Origin of the sequence: Pseudomonas sp. NPDC089734, assembly GCF_044748865.1 — a bacterium.
GTDB lineage: Bacteria > Pseudomonadota > Gammaproteobacteria > Pseudomonadales > Pseudomonadaceae > Aquipseudomonas.
Genome location: NZ_JBIVGV010000004.1, coordinates 289640 through 311043 on the forward strand (window position 1 = coordinate 289640; position 21404 = coordinate 311043).

A 21404-nucleotide genomic window follows, 5' to 3' on the forward strand; every position below is an offset into this window, starting at 1 on the left:
CATCACCACCGGTTCGATTCGAAAAAGAAACGGGGCACAGACGTGGCCGAGCATTCGTCGATTGCCTGACGATAAACCCGCTGCCCCACCGCCAGATCCAGCACCCCGAGGCCAAAGGGCGAAAAGATCACCGGCCGGTCGGGGTTCAGTTCGATCTGGCCCAGCATCAATTGCGCCAGGGTGCCGGTGATGAACGAGCAGTCCTGATACTGCTGCACCGCAAGGTGCACGGAGGTCTGGGCCTTGAGGCAATGCTCGACGTCATCGAGGATATTGTCGGCCTGGGCAATGATCTGCGGGCCGAGGTCACGCAGCGAGATATTGAGAATGATCTGCCCAAGGCGGAGCGGATAATCCTCGATATAGGGACTTGGCGCGGTGGTGGCGAACACCACCACATCGGCCTGCAGACAGCTTTCCAGGTCCGCGGGATGACTGTTCAGTTGATGGCGGGTCGAGGCATGCTCGATCAGTGCCAGCGCAGACTCGACATGTTTGTCGAACACGCTGATCTCGGCCATTTCCCAGCCATCGCTGACAAACATGTCCAGAATCGTGCGGGCAATGAAACCCGCGCCGATAAAGGCGATTCGACGGACACTGCGCTGTTGCCGGTTCAGCCAGCGTGCCCCCAGCACAGCCGACGCCGCTGTGCGCATGGCGCTGATGCGTGAAGCTTCCAGGCAGGCGAAGGCATAACCGGTCAGCGGATCGTTGAGAATCAACACCGCCGAGGCGCGCTGCAACCCCGATTCGATATTGCCGGGGAAACTGGAAATCCATTTGATGCCACTGACCGGCTGATCACCTGACAGGCTGGCCGGCAAGGCGATGATGCGGTTGGCCGGTGCCTGGGGAAAACGCAGGAAGTAACTGTCCGGGTTGATGGAGCGTCCCGCCTCATGTTCCAGGTAGGCACGCCGCACATCATCGATGCAGGCTTGCGGGTCGGTCGCCAGAATCCGGGACACCGCCTCGCCATCCACCACATGAAAAGGCGTCTGGCGCAGTCGCTCGGCCGCCAGCCAGGTGGTCCACTCGGGCACGATCGGCATGTCGGCCAGGGTCATGTCCAGCACTTCACGGCCAAAGCGCTGCTCGACCCATTGATCGTCATAAAGCGTGTCCAGATAACGCTCTCCCCAGTCCGGCGACAGGGCCACCACCACCGCACCGGGTTCGATCCGTTCACGCCAGGCATGCACGGCGGCAATCACCGTGGCTGTGGAGCCGCCGACCAGCAGCCCCTTGGTACGTGCCAGTACACGACACATGGCCACGGTGCGCGATTCCGGCACCATTTCCAGGGCGTGAATGCCTTCGGCACTGAAGATCGGCGGTTTCTGACTGGTACCGAGCCCCGGAATGAAACGCCGGCTGGCCGGGGTGTTGAAAGTCACCGATCCGACGCTGTCCACGGCGATGATCCGGGTGGTCGGATGATGCCGCTGGAAATACTGCACGCAGCCCATCAGGGTACCGGTCGTTCCGGCGCCGACGAACAGATAATCCACATGCCCGAAGTGCCGGGCGATCGAACGGGCGGTCGTCCGTGCATGGGCTCGCGGGTTGGCCGCGTTTTCATACTGGTTGAGCCACACATAGCGCGGATCGCTGCTGAGCTTGTCCCGGATCAGGGCAATGCGCGTTCCCAGAAAGCCGCCGTTGGCATCCGGTGTATCGACCTGGATCACTTCGGCGCCATAGGTGCGCATCATGCGGATGTTGTGACTGGAGCTGTTGGGATCGACCACGCAGGTGAACCTGATCCCGCGTTCGGCACAGATCATCGCCAGAGCCACGCCCAGGTTGCCCGAGGATGACTCGATCAGGATGGTGTCCGGACCGATCAGGCCACGGCCTTGCAGATCGTCCACCAGGCCGATGGCAGTCTTGAGCTTGATTGAACCGGCCGGGTTGAGCGATTCCATTTTCAGGAAAAAGTCCTGTCCGACGCCCGAGACCTTGAGAAAAGTCTGGTCGTGAACGATATCGGAAAGAGTGTCGTACATGAGGTTCACTTCACTGTGTCAGAAGCGGAGCATCGATCGGGGTGTTGAGGCTGTGCTCGAGTGCATGGGCGATACGTTCGGCTCGCAACGCCATCAGGGAGAACGACTGACTGTCACTGATGCCATGGCTGCGCTCGGACAACCCGTTGACCCAGACGCTGACATCGCACTCGCCCCGGGTCGCGACGTTGTAGTCCCGGTCGATGACCAGACCGCCATCAATGTCCGCCTTGAGCCATGGCTGCAGATTGCTCAGCAGCGGCGGAATCAGGTATTGCTGATAGCCCGTCCCCAGCACGATCACGTCCACGTCGAGTGTCTGGGTGCGCTGGCTGAAGGTGTCGGTCAGGACCACCCGGTAACCGTCCTCGGTCTTCTCGACCTGAGAAACGACCTGGTAGGCATAGGTCTGCAAACGCTTGCGACCGGCAATGGCGTCCTCATAGATCAGCGAAAACAGCTTCTGGCTTTCGTCCGGGTCGATGCCGGCGTAGTTGGTGGAACGGCTCCAGTCCAGAAAGCGATGGCGAGCGGCATGATTCAGGCTGTGGAAGTAATCCACATGGTCCGGCGCGAACACCCGGTTGGGAAACTGGCCCAGTTGCGTCAACTTGAAACCTGCCGAGCGGTGCACCGAATGCACCTCGATGTTCCTGTCACGCCCGATCAACTCCAGTACCGACTCACTGGCACTCTGTCCGGAGCCCAGCACCAGCCAGCGTTTGGGCAGGCTGTCACCCAGGGCGTTGAGTCGTGTCAGGAATTGCGAGGTGTGGAACAGGGTCGGGCTCAGTAGCGCCTGAAACTCCACAGGCACTCTGGGTGCGCTGCCACTGGACAGCACGAGATTGCGTGTATTGAAACTGGCGTCTGGGGTCTTGACCTGAACCGCGCACAGACGCCCGTCGCGGATCACAGGCAGGATTTCAGTGACCGGGGCATTGAAGTGTGTGTGCCGGTCCACTTGCCGGGATACCCAGCCGACATAGTCCGACCACTCATGACGACTGGCCGGACGCCCCAGCAGGCCGAAGTCGAACATGCGCCCCTGACTCTTGAGGTACATGGCGAACGAAAAACGGCTGCGGGGATTGCGCGGTGTGACCAGATCACGAAAGACATGGTGATTGATATCCGTGCCCGACAGCAGAAGTTCGCGGTGCCATTGCGTGTCCTCTGCGGCTTCCAGATAACGGACATCAAGCGTCGACAAGGAACCGCCCTCTTCCCGTGCGTCCTCGAATACACAGGAAAGTGCAATGCCGGCGGGCCCAAAACCGATGCAGACAGCATCGGTATCCATCGTGTGCGGTGCTAAGTTACCCATGAAATAACCTTCCTTAGAACGGGAATGAATGGCTGTAGGCAGATAAAGGTGTTGCGTTACTCAATGACCGGTACGAGCCCTCTCTCGCCCAGCCTCCAGACACGGTTGAATGCCCCTCGGCACTCGCCTTGATCGAAGCTGACAAGGCCCAGTGGGGTGTTGAACGAGGTGCTGTTCAGGGCATTCAAGAGTTCCGACTTGCGCCATGTGTTGTTGGCCAGTACCGACAACACGTAAAACATCAGCATGCTTTCGCGGTAGTAGGTTTCCGGCCTTGCGCCGAACAGCATTTGGTGGAGTACGTGACCAGGGCACTGCGAGGTCTCGGTATCGCCACAGGCCACGCCGAAGCCGACGACATAGGTATTGCAATCCTGCGCCGCAGCGACGCCCAGATAGGGCGATGCCGCATCGTCGGTCAGCACCAGAGGCCTGGTGCTGCCGGCCTGGCGTCTTGCCTGCCAATGTTCGCGGCTGGCCTGTAGGCGACCGGCAAACACTTCGACCTGTGACTGCTCGCGCTCGAAGACCCGATGCAACCCCGCATGTGTCGCAGCCCGGGCAATGGCCTGGGCCAGGGCCTGACCATGAGCGCTGTCATCGGCGTCAATGTGCAGGGTGTGCCATTGACGGGCTTTCAGCCATGCCAGCAGGTCCCCGGCCAGTTGTCGGTCCGACGGACAAAAGCGAAAGGCGTTGTGATGCTCGAGCGTCAGGCAGTCGATGGTGGCGGCCGGGGTCAGCAAGGCAATGCCTGCCTGGCGATAGAGCGCCGCCGCACTCACGGCCGCATCGGAAGAGAAATGCCCGACCACCAGGTCCGCGTCCCATTCGATCATCTGCCGCGCCACCTCGGCCCCTCGCCTGGCGTCGGCCCCATCGTCGAGAAAGTGCCACTCCACCCTGGCCAGCCCCGGAATGAAGTTACGGGCAACCGCCAGAGCCCTGAGAAAGGTTCGGGCGTGAGGCGTGTCCTCAGGGTTGAATAACGCACTGACGCCGACCCGCAATGCACGCGGTTTCGGTAATGCCGTCATGGTTGTACCCCCGGACTGGCAGCCTGACCCCGGCTGCGCTCTGGAGACAGGGCCGCCCAGTCACGGTTCGGCTCCTGACCCGCCAGATGGCAGCGCAACTGATCAAAGGCAATCTGCGCAATGCCCGGCGCGAACTTGAAACCAAGCCCGGACATCCCGGTCGCCATGTACACCGGACTGTGTGGGTCGCAAAATCCCACCAGCGGCCGGCAATCGGGGCTGTAGCTGTCAAAGCCCGGCAGTACATCCAGTACGCAGACCTCGCCATCGGAGACAGATGTCGACAATTGCGCCACACGCTGCCCCGCATCCCTGGCATGACGCTCATCGGGCTGCTCCAGGCTTTCGGGCCATGCGCCGCTGTCCCGCAAGCCACAACCGGTCTGGACGATAGCGCGCGTCAGGGGAATTCCGTAAGTCTGGGTGACCGCATCGATGACCGGCATCGGCCAGGTGCTTTCGGTCATGACCCGTGCCAGGGGGATCGAGCGGGTTTCGAGCCCGAAATCCATTTCGGGCAACAGGCGTTGACTCCAGGCCCCGGCCGCCACGACGACCGCCCGGCAACGCAAGGTCGCACTGCCCAGCTCGATACGGACATCATGGCTGGACCGGCAGTCGATGGACTTGACCTCGCAGTGCTCCAGCAACAGCCCGTATTGGCGAACCACATTGCTCAGCAGGGCCACCGCCTGACGCACATTGCCCACGCAGGCCCGAGGCTCGAACAGGTTGATCCGCGCTTCGCCCTGGCCGTGCGGATAATGCACGCCGTCGAGTTCGTCCGTACCGATCAGGTGCATGGGATAGCGCACCCTGGCGTGTTGCCTGATCGCGCTCCAGATGTTTTCCAGTTGATCGGGAGCCGTGCGGTAGATCATTCCGGTACGGCGCAACGAGCTGGAATAGGTGGTGGCAAAGATGCCCTCTTCCATCAAACCGATGGAGTAGGCCGCCAGCTCCATCAGCAAGGGGTCGGTGTCGTACAGACGCACCAGCCCGCCGGAGTAGCCGCTGGCCCCCAGGGCACCCGCCGCACCTTTGTCGATCAGCGCCACGGATATACCGGTGCTGCTCAGTTTCGCGGCAATGCTCGCGCCCACGATACCGGCGCCAATGACGGCGACTTCATAATCGATGAACATCGAAATGTTCCTGTTCAGATGGAGTATTCAGCGGCCGAGCCAGACATGACCGTGGCATTGACCCGCGCTTCGGGCAGCCCGAATGCCGTGATCAGGCGTGCCGACATGTCGGGGATCAGTGACTTGCCGATCACCGCGATGAACGCGGCCAGGTGAATGACCGGACGCCCTTCGGCAAGTCGGGTACGGGTGATGGCAATCACATCCAGCAGCACCCGGGCCATCCCCTTCATGGAGAAATGCCCGGGGTCCGACGCCTTGCTCCATGAAAGACGCAAGGCCTCCAGCAGCCCCGCGTCCTGCCCGCAGATCCCGCTCCACCAGCAGTCGTCGCAGCGTTGTCCCGCGTCCAGCAGGGCCGGGAAGAATTCGTTGAATACCCCCTGACGCCATGCCAGGAAGTGCGCCAGACGGAAATCGCCTTCGCTTTCTTCCGGAGCGATGCTGGCCAGGTACAGGCGCGCGCTGTCTGCGCAGGCTTCACGGGCCAGGTCCCCCACCCAGATGGCATGGTTGCGGCTGGTCGAAAGGTTCAGGCCGTCAAGCTTGAGAAACTGGTTCGGCATGAAACGCTGGTTGACCCTGATGTCATCCAGGGTCGCCAACTGGGCCGGATAGACAATGGCGTGGCTGAATACACAGTCGAACCCCAGAAAATGCACCAGCGTCCCCTGCCCCGACTGCCAGTACTGGCGAAACAGCTCGGGGCGGCCAACGCGATCGGCATACTCACGGAAAGCCGCCATGTAACCCGCCAGCCCCATGAACCAGGTGTGCACGCGGCAGGAACCGTCGGTTTCAAGGTCCAGCCCGCCGTCTTCCGGGCGTGTCACGCCCCAGTCATGCAGATGCTCCAGGGTGTCGCGCAGCCAGTTGTCCAGCGGCTTGCGCCATTGGCGGCCCAGCAGCCTGTCGCGCAGGACGGGCTTGAAGGCTGCCAGCTTCATGAAGGCGCGATGCGTGCCTTTCCACTGCGAAGGCTTCCTGCACAGTTTGCAGTGCAGATCGGTCATCCGTTCGGCATCCGGTGCCTGCGCACAGTTCTCGCACTGACTGGCATCGGACTCGGCCCCGCAGTAATTGCAGTTGCCCCGGGCAAAGGCTTCATAGCCCCATACGCGACAATCCGGGCAATACGGCTCCTGCGAATCGCGAAACTCGATATAGCCTGACTTGCGGACCTTGCCGAATACCTCGCTGACGGCCTGGGCGAACCAGGGGTTGTCGTAAGGCCGCATCCAGTTGTCAGGCTTGATATTGATTGCTGCGAGCGAAGCTTCTATCCGGTCGGAATTGCGGTTGGCCAGTTCCACAGGATCGACTCCCGACTCCAGGCCTTTGCGCAGCATGTAGGACTGGTAATCGTCGGAGTAGGAAACCAGTACACAGTCGTGGCCACGCTGGCGTTGAACGCGGGTGAAGACATCGGCCGCCAGGAAAGGACCGGCAATATGCCCGATGTGCAGGTCGCCGTTGGGGGTCGGCGGCGTGATGGTCACGATGTACTTAGTCATTGAGGCACCCTGTCGTTTCGTTGTGTTGCTCGACAAAGGCACTCACGTAATTCATGTCCCACCAGACCACGTAGAAATGAAAGTCCTCATCGGAATCATTGATGACGTAATGGTTGGTGTGTTTGGGAATCGCCGCGATGTCCCCGACGGCAAACTCCATCTCACGCTCACCGACCACCAGGCGGGAACGCCCCTTGATGGCGATGAAGATTTCCTGATCGATCTGAGTGTGGGCTTCACTGCTCGTGCCGGGCCTCACGACGCACCAGCCACCGGCAAACGGCATCGGATAGCCTTCCCATGGCAGTAGACGACTGCCATCGAGCCCGTACTCGTGAACCAGGCCATCAAAGTTGGTCTTACGGTGAATCTCGAACTTTTCCATGCTCAAACCCGTGCGTTGTAGACGGGCAAAGCATGAATATGGCGAAAATTCCTGGCTATCCGGACGCTGGATAAGTCAGGGAGCAGAAATCGATTCTTTAGATGGAAAATGACGAACGACCAGCGCTGTGCAGCGCCTGACCTGGGCGATGGGCGCTATCGGAACTTCGCTTTTTCGCGTCGGAACATTAGAAGCAAGGCAGCTGGAACTGCCTTCAACTTCCGTAGGAAAACGCTTGAATGGAAAGCGTGGCAGGGTCTTGAGCATGCAAGCAGTGCGTAATGATAGTCACTATCACCGATGCTGATAATGGATTGTGTCGGATGGGTGTTACCGTTGCCGCGATGACTGAACACGTGAATGGGCCTGCGAATCCGCGTCGCAGGCCTGGCTACCTGCTCTACTTCATCACTCCTTTGGTTAGATCTTTAAGCCATCTCACATCAGTGCGATGGCTTTTTTTTGCTCCCGAAGCTTCGGCCCTGGTGCCTCTGTGACTGCCCTTCGGGCAACCCGCCGTAACAACTTTCAACTTGAGGAATGGGCTGGGTGAGATAGGTTTTTGAATGTTTCTCACGTCACAAGACAGGCATTTCAATGTCCACCCCATCTGCTCCCACCCTCCGAGACGCCGAGTACGGTGCCGAATTCTGGCTCATTGCCAATCAGGTCGGTAAACGTACCGAAAGCGAGCGCCTGATGAATATCCAGTCAGGCTTTGCCCCCGGCTGGATACGCTCGATACGCGAGGCTTTCCGGCTCAGCAGCGAGCAGCTTGAAAGACTGCTCAATGCATCGACCTCCACCCTGGAGCGCCGCCAGCGTCAGCAACAGCCTCTGGACACGGTCGCTTCGGAGCGTCTTGACCGGATTGCGATGATTGCCACCCAGGCCATGGAGCTTTTCGAGACACCGGAGCTTGCCCGTCACTGGATGCTGACAGCCAATGCAGCCCTGGATCAGCAATGCCCTCTGTATCGCTGTGAAACCGAGATCGGCGCGATGCAGGTCCGCAGGCTCCTCGCCGCCATTGCCCATGGCGGGGTCGTTTGATGGAAGTCTGGAGAATCACGGCGGCACGATTTGCCACAGACCTGAGCGGCCAGGGCGCGGCACTGTTTGGCGGGCGCTGGAATCACATGAAGCACAAGGCGCTTTACGTCGGCATGACCCCGGCGATCTGTGCACTGGAAACCTTCACTCATTGCACCGAAGTCCCGCGCTTTGCATTGAAGCTTGTGCAGATAAGGCTGCCGGACGAGCCGGAGCTCTATCAAGAGGCCGATGTGAACCTGCTCGGTGACGGCTGGGCCCGCAAGCCGGCCGATATCCGCAGCATGGACTTCGGCACTGCCTGGCTCAGACAAGGGCAGCAACTGGGACTGATCGTGCCGTCCTCGGTACTGCCCCAGGCTCGTCACATCATGGTCAACCCGTTGCATCCCGCCGCTGAGCGAATCGAGATACTGGCCGTCATGGATTTCTCCCTGACGGCCCCGCACTCAACGACGGATATCGACCACCACGCGACCACGCACCTGCCCGGCAATCAACTGCGGTGCGATATCGATGACTTCGCTCAAGCCAATCTCGCGGCTGATCAGTGGCAATAGCGATACATCCAGGTCACGGGCCAGCTGTGCCCAGGCCTCCAGGCGGTCCTCGCGAGGCCGGGTGACGCTGTCGATACCGGCCAGTGTCACGCCTCGCAGAATGAAAGGTGCAACGGAGCCCGGAAACTCCATGCCCTGCGCCAGACCGCAGGCTGCCACGATACCCCGGTAACGAATACCCGCGCAGACGTTGGCCAGCGTATGGCTACCGACCGAGTCGATGGCAGCAGCCCATTGTTCCTTCGCCAGCGGCCGCCCCGGCTCGGACAAACTGGCCCGATCGATGATCTGCGCCGCGCCCAGTTGTTTCAGGTAATCACTCTCCGCCGGGCGGCCGGTAGAGGCCACGACCCGATAACCGAGCCTTGCCAGCAGGGCGACCGCAAAACTGCCCACACCGCCATTGGCACCGGTGACCAGGACATCACCGCTGTCGGGCGTCACGCCATGTTTCTGCAAGGCGATGACCGCCAGCATTGCGGTATATCCCGCCGTCCCGATGGCCATGGCCTGGGTCGGCGTGAACGCTTCAGGCAGCGGAATCAGCCATTGACCTTTCAGCCGGGCCTTTTCAGCCAGACCACCCCAGTGCCCCTCTCCGACACCCCAGCCATTGAGCAACACCTGATCGCCTACCTTGAATTCCGGTGTATCGCTGCTTTCGACTGTCCCGACCAAGTCGATCCCCGGCACCATGGGAAAACTGCGCACGACCGGGCCTGCCCCCGTGATTGCCAGGGCATCCTTGTAATTGAGGGTGCTGCTGGAGACTCGAACCGTGACATCGCCCGGCGGAAGGTGTGTGTCATCGATGTCCGACAGGCTGGCGTGATAGCCCTTGTCGTCCTTGTTGATCAAAATGCCTTTGAACATGGAAACCTCCAATTTAGACCGATCGTCTTTAAATAGGCCCGAGCAATCACTGCGGCAGTCCGCGGAGAAAGCCGGCAATAAAGGTATTCAAGGGGATATCGCCTCTGACCAGGCGGGCACGCAATACGGCACCTTCCCATCCGATCCAGAAAAACGCTGCCAGCTCGTCACAATCCGCATTCACAGCCAGCTCACCCGCCTGCTGCGCAGCCTTCAGGCAACGAGCGAGCTTCGATTGCCAGTCCTGCAGAATCTGCTCCAACGCCTCACGAAAACCATCGGGCAGCACACTGATCTCCTGCCCCAGATTGCCCACCATGCAGCCGCGCCGGTACTCATGCCGCGCCATGCCACTTTTGGCGCTTTGCACAAAGCCCACCAGACGCTCCAGCGGAGACAGCGACTCATCCAGCAGCCAGCGGTCCAGACGACGGGCGAAGTAGTTGGCGTAACTCTCCAGCACCACCCGGCCAAAGGCTTCCTTGCTTTCAAAGTAGTGATAGAAGGAGCCCTTGGGAACACCCACTTCCTTGAGGATGTAGTCGATGCCCGTGGCCATGAACCCCTGCTCGGTCAGGACCTCAAGCCCACGGCGGATCAGGGCTTCACGGGTTTCCAGGTTCGCGCGGTCGACCTTGGGCGGACGGCCCGGGCGTCGGGGTTTATCAGCGAGTGAAGCAATGGATGTCGTCATGGCGGCAATATTAGACCGACCGTCTCAAAAGTCAAACCGGCATCCTGTGCAGCGGACGCAAGGGTTGCCAAACACGATGACAGCGCGCTCAATAGCCGTTTGACTGCCTCGACATGGAGCCTGCGGAATGAGTGTATGGCCAGATAAACGCATCCTTGATCTGTTCTCGATCCAGTTGCCGATCCTGCAAGCGCCCATGGCGGGCGCAACCGGGTCGGCCATGGCGATTGCCGTCGGCAACGCCGGCGGTCTGGCCTCCCTGCCCTGCGCAATGCTGAGCCCGGAACAGATTCGCGAGGAAGTGGCGCTGATCCGCCAGCACAGCCGTGCGCCCCTGAACCTGAACTTCTTCTGCCACACGCCTCCCGCCCCTGATCCGGAACGGGCCGAACGCTGGAAACAGGCCCTGCAACCTTACTATCAAGAGCTGGGGGCCGATTTCGAGGCACCCACGCCGGTTTCCAGCCGGGCACCCTTCGATGCGCAGAGTTGCGCACTGGTCGAAGCCCTCAAGCCTGAAGTCGTGAGCTTCCATTTCGGGCTTCCCGAGCCTGCCTTGCTGGATCGGGTCCGGGCGACCGGTGCCAGAATCATTTCCTCGGCCACGACCGTGGACGAAGCCGTATGGCTTGAGCGCAACGGTTGCGACGCAATCATTGCCATGGGCTATGAGGCCGGCGGCCATCGCGGCATGTTCCTCAGCGACCAGCTTCATACCCAGGTCGGCACTTTTGCCCTGATACCGCAAATAGCCAATGCCGTCAGCGTGCCGGTCATTGCTGCAGGAGGCATTGCCGAAGGCCGCAGTGTCGCCGCCGCCTTCATTCTGGGTGCCTCGGCAGTGCAAGTGGGCACCGCCTACCTGTTCTGCCCGGAAGCCAAAGTCAGTCCACTTCATCACCAGGCATTACGCAGCGCCAAAGACAGCCAGACGGCATTGACCAACATTTTCACGGGACGCCCGGCACGGGGCATCGTTAACCGGATCATGAGCGAAATGGGTCCCATGAGCGCCATGGCTCCAGACTTTCCTCTGGCCGGAGGTGCGCTGACCCCGCTTCGTGCCAAGGCAGAGCCTCAGGGCAATCCGGGCTTCATGAACCTGTGGGCTGGTCAGGCAGTGGGCATCAAACACGAGCTATCGGCTGCCGCCCTGACACGGCAACTGGCTGAAAACGCTTTGAAAATACTGTCCGGCCATTGAAACATTGCTTCCCTGAGGGGGTGTCATCGCTATATATTTAAATACATAGCGAATGGCCGCTAATCGTTTTCGCGTCCACCTCCCCCCCTCAGCAAGACACCCTGGAGCTGTTTCCATGCGAGTTTCCCTGCCACGCCTGCCCCTCAAATCGCTTGCCATCGCCCTCGCCGCCCTAGGCATGTCCTCGGCCTTTGCCGATGAAGTGCAAGTTGCCGTCGCCGCCAACTTCACGGCACCAATCCAGGCCATCGCCAAGGATTTCGAGAAAGATACAGGGCACAAGCTGGTTGCGGCCTTTGGTTCGACGGGCCAGTTCTATACCCAGATCAAGAACGGTGCCCCCTTCGAGGTGTTCCTGTCTGCCGACGACACGACACCCGCCAAGCTTGAGCAGGAAGGCGATATCGTCAAAGGCTCACGCTTCACTTATGCCGTCGGCACCCTGGCACTCTGGTCGGCCAAGGGCGGTTATGTCGACAGCAAAGGCGACGTGCTCAAGGCCAACCGGTATCAGCATCTGTCCATCGCCAATCCCAAGGCAGCGCCTTACGGCCTGGCTGCCACGCAAGTGCTGGGCAAGCTGGGACTGACCGATGTCACCAAAGCCAAGATCGTCGAAGGCCAGAACATTACCCAGGCCTATCAATTCGTTTCCACCGGCAATGCCGAGCTGGGTTTCGTCGCCCTGTCGCAGATCTACAAGGACGGCAAGCTCACCAACGGTTCTGCCTGGATCGTACCGGCCGAACTGCATGACCCCATCAAGCAGGACGCGGTGATCCTCAATAAAGGCAAGGACAACGCCGCCGCCAAGGCGCTGGTCGAATACCTCAAGGGGCCTCAGGCGGCCAGCATCATCAAGTCTTTCGGGTATCAACTGTAAATGCCGCTGGGAAGTGCCGATCTTGCCGCCATCTGGCTGACGCTGAAACTGGCGTCGCTGACCACCGTCATATTGCTGGTGATTGGCACTCCCATCGCCTTATGGCTGGCCAGGACCCGCTCCTGGCTCAAGGGACCGGTCGGTGCGGTGGTTGCCTTGCCACTGGTGCTGCCGCCGACGGTCATCGGTTTCTATCTGCTGCTGTTGCTGGGGCCTAACGGCTTTGTCGGTCAGCTCACGCAAAGCCTGGGGCTGGGTACTCTCACGTTCAGCTTTACCGGGCTGGTGATCGGCTCGGTCGTGTACTCGATGCCTTTTGTCGTGCAGCCGCTGCAAAACGCCTTCGTGGCCATCGGGACGCGCCCGCTGGAAGTGGCTGCAACCTTGAGGGCCGGCCCCTGGGATACCTTTTTCAATGTGGTGCTGCCACTGGCAAGACCGGGATTCATCACCGGTGCCATTCTCGGTTTTGCCCATACCGTGGGCGAATTCGGCGTGGTGCTGATGATCGGCGGCAACATCCCCGAAAAGACCCGTGTGGTGTCGGTGCAGATATTCGATCACGTCGAATCCATGGAATACCTGCAAGCCCACTGGCTGGCGGGCGCCATGCTGGTCTTTTCATTTCTGGTTCTTCTGGCGCTCTACTCAAGCGGCAAATCCAGAGCAGGTTGGAGTTGATTCATGGCATCGTCCATCGCCGTGCGCCTGCACATGGCCTTTCCTTCTTTCAACGTGAACGTCGACCTGTCCTTGCCCGGTACGGGCGTGACGGCGCTCTATGGCCCATCGGGGTCGGGCAAGACCACCTGCCTGCGTTGCATTGCCGGGCTGGAAAAAGCCCAACAGAGTTTTATCCGGGTCAATGACGAGGTCTGGCAGGATGCTGACAAAGGGATCTTTCTTGCACCGCACAAGCGTCCGATCGGCTATGTCTTTCAGGAAGCCAGCCTGTTTGAGCACCTGACCGTGCGCGGCAATCTGGAGTTCGGCCTGAAGCGCATCCACAAGAGCCAGCGCAGCGTGCAGTTGCCGCACGCAACCGAATTACTGGGCATCGATCATCTTCTCGATCGTCTGCCAGACAGACTTTCCGGCGGAGAACGCCAGCGTGTCGGCATTGCCCGCGCCCTGCTGACCAGCCCCCGCCTCATGCTGCTCGACGAACCACTGGCCGCCCTGGACAGCAAACGCAAGAGCGAGATCCTGCCCTATCTGGAGCGCCTGCATAACGAGCTGGAAATCCCCATGCTCTACGTCAGCCATTCGCAGGATGAAGTGGCGCGTCTGGCCGATCACCTCGTCCTGCTCGAAGAAGGCAATGTTCTGGCCAGCGGCCCGATAAAGGAAACCCTCGCCAGGCTTGATCTGCCTCTGGCCATGGGCGACGATGCTGGCGTGGTGATAGAAGGCACCGTCAGCGCCTATGACAGCCACTACCAGTTATTGACCGTGACGCTGCCCGGCAGCCAGCTGCCGCTGACCGTGGCCCATGCCGAACTGGCACCGGGCAAGACCTTGCGCGTCAAGGTTCAGGCCCGGGATGTCAGCCTCAATCTGCAGGCGGACAACCAGAGCAGCATTCTCAATCGACTGCCCGTGACCGTGGTCAGCGAAATGACCGCGGACAATACCGCACACATGCTGGTGCGACTGGATGCCGCCGGAACGCCCTTGCTGGCGCGTATCACCCGCTATTCCTACGACAACCTGCGGCTTTATCCAGGGCAGCAACTCTGGGCACAGATCAAGGCTGTCGCGGTACTGGCATGAAATAATGGGCACCTCATGGGGTCGGCATGGTCAGTGGAGATAACCGCCCCGGAAACGTCCCCATGCCCTGTCTACCTGCCTTGCCTGCCCTGCATTATGTCGATGACACCCTGCCCGGCTTCACCCGCCGGGTCCTGAGAGGCAAATTTGCCTACTTCGATACAAACGGCCAACGCCTCCGCGATGAGGTCGAGATCGCACGCATCAATGCCCTGGCCATACCGCCGGCCTATACCGACGTGTGGATCTGCGCCGACCCGGCCGGGCACCTGCAAGCCACGGGGCGCGACGCACGGGGTCGCAAGCAATATCGCTATCACCCCCACTGGCGAACCCTTCGCGACGAGAACAAGTATTCACGCCTGATCGATTTCGGCCATGCACTGCCCAAGGTCCGCAAACAGATCGAAACGCAGTTGGCGCAACCCGGCATCGGCCGCGAGAAAGTCATGGCGACAGTCATTTCACTGCTGGACGCGACCCTGATCCGCATCGGCAACAGCCGCTACGCCAAAGAGAACCGCTCATACGGCCTGACGACATTGCGCAACAAGCATGTGGAGGTACGCGGCACACAAGTCCTGTTCGAGTTTCGAGGCAAAAGCGGCATAGAACACCGCGTCAGCATCAAGGATCGGCGCTTGGCCACCGTGATCAAGCGCTGCATGGAATTGCCGGGGCAGCACCTCTTCCAGTATCTGGATGATGACGGAGAGCGCCATACCGTCAGTTCCTCGGATATCAATGCCTACCTGCAAACCCTCACCGGCGCAGACTTCACCGCCAAGGACTATCGAACCTGGGCAGCCAGCGCACTGGCACTGGCCACCCTGCGCAAGCTGCACTGGGAACCGGAGGCCGATGCCAAGAAACACATCGTCGACATGATCAAGGCCGTATCCCGCCAACTGGGCAATACACCTGCCATCTGCCGCAAGTGCTACATCCACCCGGCCGTGCTCGAAGGATTCCTGCTCGGCGACCTGGCAAAGCTGCCCAGAACCCGGCAACGCAAAGGGTTGCAGCGCGAGGAAGTCGCCCTGACGCACTACCTGCGCAGTCTGACGCAACGTGCCGAAAAATCAGAAGACCAGTAGCCATACCCACACACCGGCTCATTGACCAGAACCTGCAGCATCCTCACAAGCAATATTCGTAGCCCCATGATTTACAGAGACTTTTCATTTCGCACCAAAAGTAACATCTTGTGCCATCTGAAGGCCTTGCGCGCTTGCTTCATGGGGACGGGATGTATATATTCGCTGCCTTGGCGCTACCGCCCCGATGGCGAAATTGGTAGACGCAAGGGACTTAAAATCCCTCGTCCTCTGGACGTGCCGGTTCGACCCCGGCTCGGGGCACCATCTATCAATCAAGGGCTTGCATGAGGAAACTCGGCAGGCCTTTGGTGTTTTTACGGTCTGCAATCCCTGGCAGCACAGCCTGCTTCTTGATGGACTGGAATCATCCCCTTCCTGAACGCTCGATGGCATTGCTCAGTACAACTGCTGCAGACATGTTTGAAAATGGAGTTTTAACGTGGTCGATAGCGTAGATGTGTCACTGCAGGTGAACGATGACGTGCCTCGCAGGTTTTCAGTCTCTACATGTGAAAAGTGGATTCAGGACGAGACGCAAGCCTGGGGCTGGTTAAGAAACGTCGAAAGAAATATTAGTGGATTTACAAGAGAGCTTTATAGAGCCTTATTCCACGCTCCCCTTTCAGAACTAAAAACAACGCTTGCCGCAAATAATGAGAAAAGCATCATCCTGAAAATAGGTCGTGATGCCTTGCCTTACGTTAGCAGCACCAGTGCTGACGGAATACTCATAAACAATGTCCGAGAACATTATGGTCCGATTGTCGCCGCCATCGCTTTGGTGTACCTGCACCCTCAAAATCGTACAGCATTCAACAATAGCAACTACCTATTGCAGGAAATAGACAGTTACCCTTACGAGAAAAGCCTCGGCATACACATCGCTATACAGAATCAGACTACTTACGAATTCACCAGACAGTCCCACATGGACAGACTGCACTCACTATCTGAGGAGTTCGAGTCTCGCTCCCAAGAAGTCAAGAGAGCTATCGAGTTTGAGGCCACTAACGTTGAGATTGACGCAATGGCCATGAAAGACAAGGTTCACAAAGACTCGATCAAACTCAAGTCCACTTTGAGACGAAGAGCGGCCTCCTATAAAAGGTATGCCAGACGAGCTGCCGCACTGGCAGATAAAGAGTTTCAGGATGCCAAGCGGGACCTGACGAGTGCCAGGGATGCATTCAATCTCAAGATAGACCTCGACACCTCAGTCTCTTACTGGGAAAACAGAAAGACCAGTCACACCAAACAGAAAAGATGGTGGCTAGGCATCGCAACCTCATTGATGCTCCTCATGTTTTTGGGGGCCATCTTTTTTCTCGATATAAAAGAGTCAAAACATGATCTCCCACAAAACGCAACGGCTGCCAAAGTAGACACAGCAGAAAAAGCAGAAATAAAGGCAGCGATTATACCCGCAGAGCCAAACGGCACGACCGCCATTGTCAGCGCGATTGCCGAGCTGACAAAAGCGGCATTGCTCATTACCTTGATAGGCGTCGGGATAAGAATTGCCCTCAGGCAATTCAACACGCATTCACAGCTTGCACTTGAGGCCGAAGAAAGAATCACATTTACCAAGACTTACCTGGCACTCTTGAACGAAGGCAAGCTGAAGGACGAAGCGGACCGGAAACTGGTGCTGGAGTCACTCTTCAAACCTTCCCAGGCTATTGCTGGCCCTGAGGTAGGTTTTTCGACACCGATAGAACTTATCTTGAAAACCATCGGAGACAGACGTCCCACTTGAAACACATGTCCCGGATTTGATGAGAAAACTTACCCAGAGTTTCAAGCTCTGGGTAAGCCCATCAGCGGCTAAGGGCATTCACACGTGGTCGGGCCAAAAACCGGACCGCTGCATGGGTCCTTGGATGGACCAAATACCGGACATGCGGCTTGAGCGTTCAGCGAGAAACCACACAGCAGCACTACAGCCAACATCATTTTCTTCATTTTCGACCTCCTGGTCAGTGATAAAACAGTCCGTGTCTTTTTAGGTAGCGGCATACCAAGGGTCAGGCCGTCGTTCTTACAGGGTTCTTGGTGAGTTCCTGTACCAATTGCGCAGCGGTCTCTTGCAATGCAGCCGTCGTATTCGCTATCTGAGCCTGAAGCCCTGTGACTTGCGCCATTTTTTCCTGCTCAGACTCCGTTTTGCGAGCCTGAACTTGTGCCAGCATCTTTTGCTCGGCAGCAAGCTGTTTTTCGAGCTCCTTGATCCGTTGCTGAAGCATCGACGCTGTCAGACTCATTCCGCCACCACTACCTCCCCCGGCGGCTCCTGACTTCTGGCTGCCCTTGCTATCGCTTGCAGCCTCGACAACGCCCTTGTCTTCGCTTTTGCTTTTCTCGGACTCATTGGCATCATCCACGCCCGCGACAGCAGAATTGATTTTAATCTGCATAACCGCCTGACTTGACTGATTGATCGATATATTCATCCCACTCCCCCGAAATGTATCCATATTGTACATTTTTGTACAAATGTATCGGCAGGAGCCCAATAACTTTAACGCCCCACTCTTCAGGCTCTGTGCGACGAGATTGACCAGAGTTTCGCGACCTTGCCCTCCTTACAAACCCGATGTTTTCCTGCGACGCGACTGCCACCCAGCGACGACAAGCACAAGCCCTGGAATGAACAATCCCACAGCCGTATAGCCAAATGCGCCTTGACCTGATGCGCCAATGGCAGCGAATACAGCGCCCATCGCAACCAACGGTACGCCAGCGAAGTAAAACGGATTCCTGATACCCTTGCTCATGCTGTTCCTCCTGATGAACAATCATTTAAATATAAAGCTAGGCAAGGCCTGATCGCTTGCCTGAGAAAAAACGTGTTGCGAAGGAGTGAAACACGACATGAACTGAGCATCAACACCCACAACAATGGGTGAAATGCGGTTAAGGTCTGGAGAGCTCAAGAGAAACCATGGGGACTTTATGTCGCTGATCTTGCTCGCAAGCTTCAGCCGTTTTATTGGCGTATGACCAGAGCGCTACCTGTCAAATCGCAAGAGGTTTTTCTCGCCCGGATCTATTGCGCTGCTCATCACCGTCATAATTGGTCGTATTGAACGGCTTATACGGCAGTGCTGAATAAATCCGGTATCTGGCGCTGGCGATAGCCCTACCCCTGCCGCTTGACCTCTTCCTTCCCGGAAGTCAGCGCTCGTCTTGCCTCATCCTTGATCTCTCCGACCAAAGCAGCGATGGCACGGCCACCACTGAGCTTGGCCGTCGAAATTCCGGTCATTGTCAGCTCTCTGACATGGGTTTCCGGATTTTTCAGTTCGATGGTCATCAATCCGTCTGAGGCAATGGTGCATTTGCAGATGGTGGGCCTGAAGGCTACTTCCATAACGTGACGCAATTCGAGATGAGAAAGCATTTGACCGTCCTTGTGACGCTGTTGAGCGGATTAACACTTCAGTCTAGCCCAACATTTGCATTTTCCTTGCGACCATGGACCTCACACGCCTTCATGCCGACTCATATGTGCTCAGGGTTTCTGCGTCAATATAGTTATCCTTATGATTTTCAATGCATCGTGGATACTTCAACCCTCTGATTTTCAATGACTGTCTAAACTTTCACGCCATAGCCATAATGGCTTCCCATGGCCTGGAGTCCTCCCGACTGCATGAGCCGGTCAGTTTTTTTCAGAAAAGCGCTTTGTTTGTTACTCAATGATTCTGCTGCGTCGTTCACAAAAAATCTGATTGAACCAACCCGATGGAGAACTCTCAATTTCTAGACCCTGATCAATTGATCATTCCGCCTGGAGGCGATCATGAGAAACAGTTCCGATATGAAGAAAAAGGCAACGCCGCCGTCGAATCAATCAGGCGAAGTCGAGCGCGACAACGATGCGCATCGTCCAGACGGCTCCTCTGGAACAGAACATGATTCCACGGCCCAAAAGACTGCCCGGAATGAAGGCAAACACTCAAAGTGAGCCGTCAGGTTTTTATTCACGTCATGCGTGATTGATATCCGGATTGCGACTCAGGACGAATGGCAATGCACACAGAGCCTTCCTGCACTATGTTCACAGTGCCTGCATATGGCTGGTCGCAACTTGCGTCAAAAGGAATCGAGCCCTGCAAACCGACAAAGTATTCATCGTCATGAAGGAGTGCCAGATGAATCGCATTGCCTTGCTTCTACTTTCAATCCTCGTGCTCTCTCCCATTGCAGTGGCAAAGCAGGCCAATAAAGCCGTCGACCATTTGAAAAAACATTGATCGGGAGTGTTCATGAAAAAAGTCATGTTGCTGTGTATTTTCCTGACAGTATCGGGTTGTAGCTACTTTTCGTTTCAGGAAGACAATTGCACCGACAATCCGCAAGCGCTGGGTTGCGACGGTGAGCACGCCACGGGGCACAAGCGCTAAATAGCACGGTACTCCATCTGCACTGCCAACAGTTTCGACTGCTGGCAGTTCCCTATCCGCCTCTTGCCACCTGTCGACGCTGTACACGACCAGTGACTCTGGAAACGACATACGTCCAGCTCAAGAATCCCATCCCGGCAATGATAAATACGGCCGGGCTGCGAATCAGGACAAGACCGCCAATCAGCATCCCCAGGCCCAGCGCACCAATGACCCAGGCAGTCAAAACTGTCAGGCTCATATAACCCTCCTTTGTCATGAATATTGGCCGCACTCTGGTATTCCTGCGTGCTGACCGGCTTGTAAGGGTGGGTGGTTATTTGAGTGGTGCGGTTCCATATGCGATGAATCAACGGATTCTTGATAGACAACCTTCAGGATGAAACCAAGACGCCCACCCTCCTCATTTTCAAAGTTTTCACGCATAATCCGCCGAAATTGAGGGTGTGTGGATATGCAACATGCAAAGTGAGACAGGAAGAATCCTGCGCACTGATTTCTTCTCGGCAGCAGAACAGATGATCGCAAGAATCAAATCCCATTCAGGGAGAACGGACAGAATCCTTGAAGCGCTTCTCGCCCGAATCGGAAACATGCGGGTGCTGCAACTCATCACGCTTGATGAGGCGAAGGAGCTACGGCGCAGAGCAAACAGCGCGATGCTTGAATGAACAACAGATAGCCCGGCCCAGTGCCGGGCCTTTCGTTCATGCCCTACCCCAGCCGTCTCATGGACAACTCCATTTTCCCCATGAGATCCCTTTGCTCTCGCAAGGAGAGCACCAGACGAGCGATCGATCGACTGTTTGACAGCTCGGATAAAGGCATTCCCGTCACATACAACTCGATATCACCTGACTCAGGATGGGTCAGCTTTACCGAGAAGCTATTGTTCGTAGCAATGACGCATTCGCACCTGGAAGGCAAAAAAGCCGTTTCAAGGACTCGCTGAAGATCGGGGTTTGAATACATGGTGCGCTCTCTTCGGAAAGAATCGTTTCACCCAGCATAGACAAGCTTCACGTCAATCTGTTGCCGATCATCGGCACATAATAAGCTGCCGCTACACACCTGGCCGAGAGTTGCACAACGTTGCGGAAACAATGGGCACTTTCCCGCGCCCAATAAAAAACCCCGTAGACGTTAATCTACGGGGTTTTCAATAGTGGAGGCCGAGGTCGGAATCGAACCGGCATAGACGGATTTGCAATCCGCAGCATAACCATTTTGCTACTCGGCCTCAGTACGTTCGATGCTCTATAACAACATCAACCGCATTTGAACTCTTTGGAATCCAGCTTTAGCTTGATTCTCAACCCATTGAATCTTAAGGGTTTTTCTCGTTCCTGAATCAGGAATGGACGCAATTCTGGACTGATTGACCGGGCATGTCAACAACGAGAATGAAATAATTGCGAACATGCCCATTGAATCCGTC

At 57.6% G+C, this 21404-nt stretch carries 24 protein-coding genes and 2 tRNA genes; 12 read left to right on the top strand and 14 right to left on the bottom strand.

Annotated features, from left to right (window positions below; genetic code table 11):
- Positions 1-2 precede the first annotated feature (2 nt).
- Genes sbnB through ACIPY9_RS07830 form a run of 6 tightly spaced genes read right to left on the bottom strand, consistent with a single transcriptional unit; the run spans position 3 to position 7420 of the window.
- The gene (sbnB, locus tag ACIPY9_RS07805) at positions 3-2012 is read right to left on the bottom strand and encodes a 2,3-diaminopropionate biosynthesis protein SbnB (RefSeq protein WP_400698956.1); all 2010 of its coding nucleotides are present in this window, start codon (positions 2010-2012) and stop codon (positions 3-5) included.
- A gap of 10 nt (positions 2013-2022) precedes the next feature.
- On the bottom strand, positions 2023-3339 hold the full coding sequence (locus ACIPY9_RS07810) for a SidA/IucD/PvdA family monooxygenase (RefSeq protein ID WP_400698959.1): 1317 nt from the start codon (positions 3337-3339) through the stop codon (positions 2023-2025).
- Between the two features lie 56 nt (positions 3340-3395).
- Positions 3396-4376: an ABC transporter substrate-binding protein gene (locus ACIPY9_RS07815; RefSeq protein ID WP_400698961.1), complete on the bottom strand. Its 981-nt coding sequence runs from the start codon at positions 4374-4376 to the stop codon at positions 3396-3398.
- A complete protein-coding gene (locus ACIPY9_RS07820) occupies positions 4373-5521 on the bottom strand; it encodes an NAD(P)/FAD-dependent oxidoreductase (RefSeq protein ID WP_400698964.1) in 1149 nt (382 codons plus the stop codon). Before ACIPY9_RS07820 ends, ACIPY9_RS07815 begins: the two co-directional genes overlap by 4 nt.
- 14 nt (positions 5522-5535) lie before the next feature.
- Positions 5536-7035 carry a methionine--tRNA ligase gene (locus tag ACIPY9_RS07825; RefSeq protein ID WP_400698967.1) on the bottom strand — a complete coding sequence of 500 codons (1500 nt, stop codon included), beginning with the start codon at positions 7033-7035 and terminating at the stop codon, positions 5536-5538.
- On the bottom strand, positions 7028-7420 hold the full coding sequence (locus ACIPY9_RS07830; protein WP_400698970.1) for a cupin domain-containing protein: 393 nt from the start codon (positions 7418-7420) through the stop codon (positions 7028-7030). Before ACIPY9_RS07830 ends, ACIPY9_RS07825 begins: the two co-directional genes overlap by 8 nt.
- A 597-nt stretch (positions 7421-8017) precedes the next feature.
- On the opposite strand from ACIPY9_RS07830, the gene ACIPY9_RS07835 reads away from it, so the two are divergent.
- Entirely contained in the window at positions 8018-8473 is a 456-nt protein-coding gene (locus ACIPY9_RS07835) for an antitoxin Xre/MbcA/ParS toxin-binding domain-containing protein (protein WP_400698973.1), read from the top strand.
- On the top strand, positions 8473-9033 hold the full coding sequence (locus ACIPY9_RS07840; protein ID WP_400698975.1) for an RES family NAD+ phosphorylase: 561 nt from the start codon (positions 8473-8475) through the stop codon (positions 9031-9033). Before ACIPY9_RS07835 ends, ACIPY9_RS07840 begins: the two co-directional genes overlap by 1 nt.
- On the opposite strand, the gene ACIPY9_RS07845 is transcribed toward ACIPY9_RS07840, so the two are convergent.
- Together ACIPY9_RS07845 and ACIPY9_RS07850 are read right to left on the bottom strand one after the other, a co-directional pair.
- Positions 8923-9906: an MDR family oxidoreductase gene (locus ACIPY9_RS07845; protein ID WP_400698978.1), complete on the bottom strand. Its 984-nt coding sequence runs from the start codon at positions 9904-9906 to the stop codon at positions 8923-8925. The genes ACIPY9_RS07840 and ACIPY9_RS07845 overlap by 111 nt on opposite strands.
- Positions 9907-9952: 46 nt before the next feature.
- A complete protein-coding gene (locus ACIPY9_RS07850; RefSeq protein WP_400698980.1) occupies positions 9953-10600 on the bottom strand; it encodes a TetR/AcrR family transcriptional regulator in 648 nt (215 codons plus the stop codon).
- A 127-nt stretch (positions 10601-10727) separates the two neighbouring features.
- On the opposite strand from ACIPY9_RS07850, the gene ACIPY9_RS07855 reads away from it, so the two are divergent.
- The 7 genes from ACIPY9_RS07855 to ACIPY9_RS07885 all read left to right on the top strand — a co-directional run bounded on the left by ACIPY9_RS07855 (position 10728) and on the right by ACIPY9_RS07885 (position 17316).
- A complete protein-coding gene (locus tag ACIPY9_RS07855) occupies positions 10728-11804 on the top strand; it encodes an NAD(P)H-dependent flavin oxidoreductase (RefSeq protein ID WP_400698983.1) in 1077 nt (358 codons plus the stop codon).
- A gap of 115 nt (positions 11805-11919) precedes the next feature.
- On the top strand, positions 11920-12687 hold the full coding sequence (gene modA, locus ACIPY9_RS07860) for a molybdate ABC transporter substrate-binding protein (protein WP_400698986.1): 768 nt from the start codon (positions 11920-11922) through the stop codon (positions 12685-12687).
- A complete protein-coding gene (gene modB, locus ACIPY9_RS07865; protein WP_400698988.1) occupies positions 12688-13368 on the top strand; it encodes a molybdate ABC transporter permease subunit in 681 nt (226 codons plus the stop codon).
- 3 nt (positions 13369-13371) lie between these two features.
- Entirely contained in the window at positions 13372-14460 is a 1089-nt protein-coding gene (modC, locus tag ACIPY9_RS07870) for a molybdenum ABC transporter ATP-binding protein (protein WP_400698991.1), read from the top strand.
- A 62-nt stretch (positions 14461-14522) separates the two neighbouring features.
- A complete protein-coding gene (locus ACIPY9_RS07875; protein WP_400698993.1) occupies positions 14523-15557 on the top strand; it encodes a DNA topoisomerase IB in 1035 nt (344 codons plus the stop codon).
- Between the two features lie 181 nt (positions 15558-15738).
- Positions 15739-15824: transfer RNA gene (locus ACIPY9_RS07880), tRNA-Leu, on the top strand.
- Between the two features lie 175 nt (positions 15825-15999).
- A complete protein-coding gene (locus ACIPY9_RS07885) occupies positions 16000-17316 on the top strand; it encodes a DUF6161 domain-containing protein (RefSeq protein WP_400698996.1) in 1317 nt (438 codons plus the stop codon).
- A 268-nt stretch (positions 17317-17584) separates the two neighbouring features.
- Here the strand turns inward: ACIPY9_RS07885 and ACIPY9_RS07890 are convergent, their stop codons facing one another.
- The 3 genes from ACIPY9_RS07890 to ACIPY9_RS07900 form a co-directional block, all read right to left on the bottom strand.
- The gene (locus tag ACIPY9_RS07890; protein WP_400698999.1) at positions 17585-18010 is read right to left on the bottom strand and encodes a hypothetical protein; all 426 of its coding nucleotides are present in this window, start codon (positions 18008-18010) and stop codon (positions 17585-17587) included.
- Between the two features lie 132 nt (positions 18011-18142).
- The gene (locus ACIPY9_RS07895) at positions 18143-18334 is read right to left on the bottom strand and encodes a hypothetical protein (protein WP_400699001.1); all 192 of its coding nucleotides are present in this window, start codon (positions 18332-18334) and stop codon (positions 18143-18145) included.
- A 365-nt stretch (positions 18335-18699) separates the two neighbouring features.
- Positions 18700-18960 (bottom strand): DUF1652 domain-containing protein, encoded by a 261-nt coding sequence (locus ACIPY9_RS07900; RefSeq protein ID WP_400699004.1) that lies wholly within the window; start codon positions 18958-18960, stop codon positions 18700-18702.
- A gap of 402 nt (positions 18961-19362) precedes the next feature.
- Here ACIPY9_RS07900 and ACIPY9_RS07905 point away from each other — a divergent pair, with 402 nt between their 5' ends.
- Both ACIPY9_RS07905 and ACIPY9_RS07910 read left to right on the top strand, forming a co-directional pair.
- Positions 19363-19527: a hypothetical protein gene (locus tag ACIPY9_RS07905; RefSeq protein ID WP_400699006.1), complete on the top strand. Its 165-nt coding sequence runs from the start codon at positions 19363-19365 to the stop codon at positions 19525-19527.
- Positions 19528-19828: 301 nt separating this feature from the next.
- Positions 19829-19966, top strand: a complete 138-nt coding sequence (locus ACIPY9_RS07910) for a hypothetical protein (protein WP_400699009.1) — start codon at positions 19829-19831, stop codon at positions 19964-19966.
- A 52-nt stretch (positions 19967-20018) separates the two neighbouring features.
- On the opposite strand, the gene ACIPY9_RS07915 is transcribed toward ACIPY9_RS07910, so the two are convergent.
- Complete coding sequence (locus ACIPY9_RS07915) at positions 20019-20207, bottom strand: hypothetical protein (protein WP_400699011.1); 189 nt, start codon at positions 20205-20207, stop codon at positions 20019-20021.
- A 220-nt stretch (positions 20208-20427) separates the two neighbouring features.
- On the opposite strand from ACIPY9_RS07915, the gene ACIPY9_RS07920 reads away from it, so the two are divergent.
- Entirely contained in the window at positions 20428-20637 is a 210-nt protein-coding gene (locus ACIPY9_RS07920; protein WP_400699014.1) for a hypothetical protein, read from the top strand.
- 43 nt (positions 20638-20680) lie between these two features.
- Here the strand turns inward: ACIPY9_RS07920 and ACIPY9_RS07925 are convergent, their stop codons facing one another.
- A complete protein-coding gene (locus ACIPY9_RS07925; protein WP_400699017.1) occupies positions 20681-20938 on the bottom strand; it encodes a DUF1652 domain-containing protein in 258 nt (85 codons plus the stop codon).
- Positions 20939-21132: 194 nt separating this feature from the next.
- Positions 21133-21206, bottom strand: a tRNA-Cys gene (locus ACIPY9_RS07930).
- Between the last annotated feature and the right edge of the window lie 198 nt (positions 21207-21404).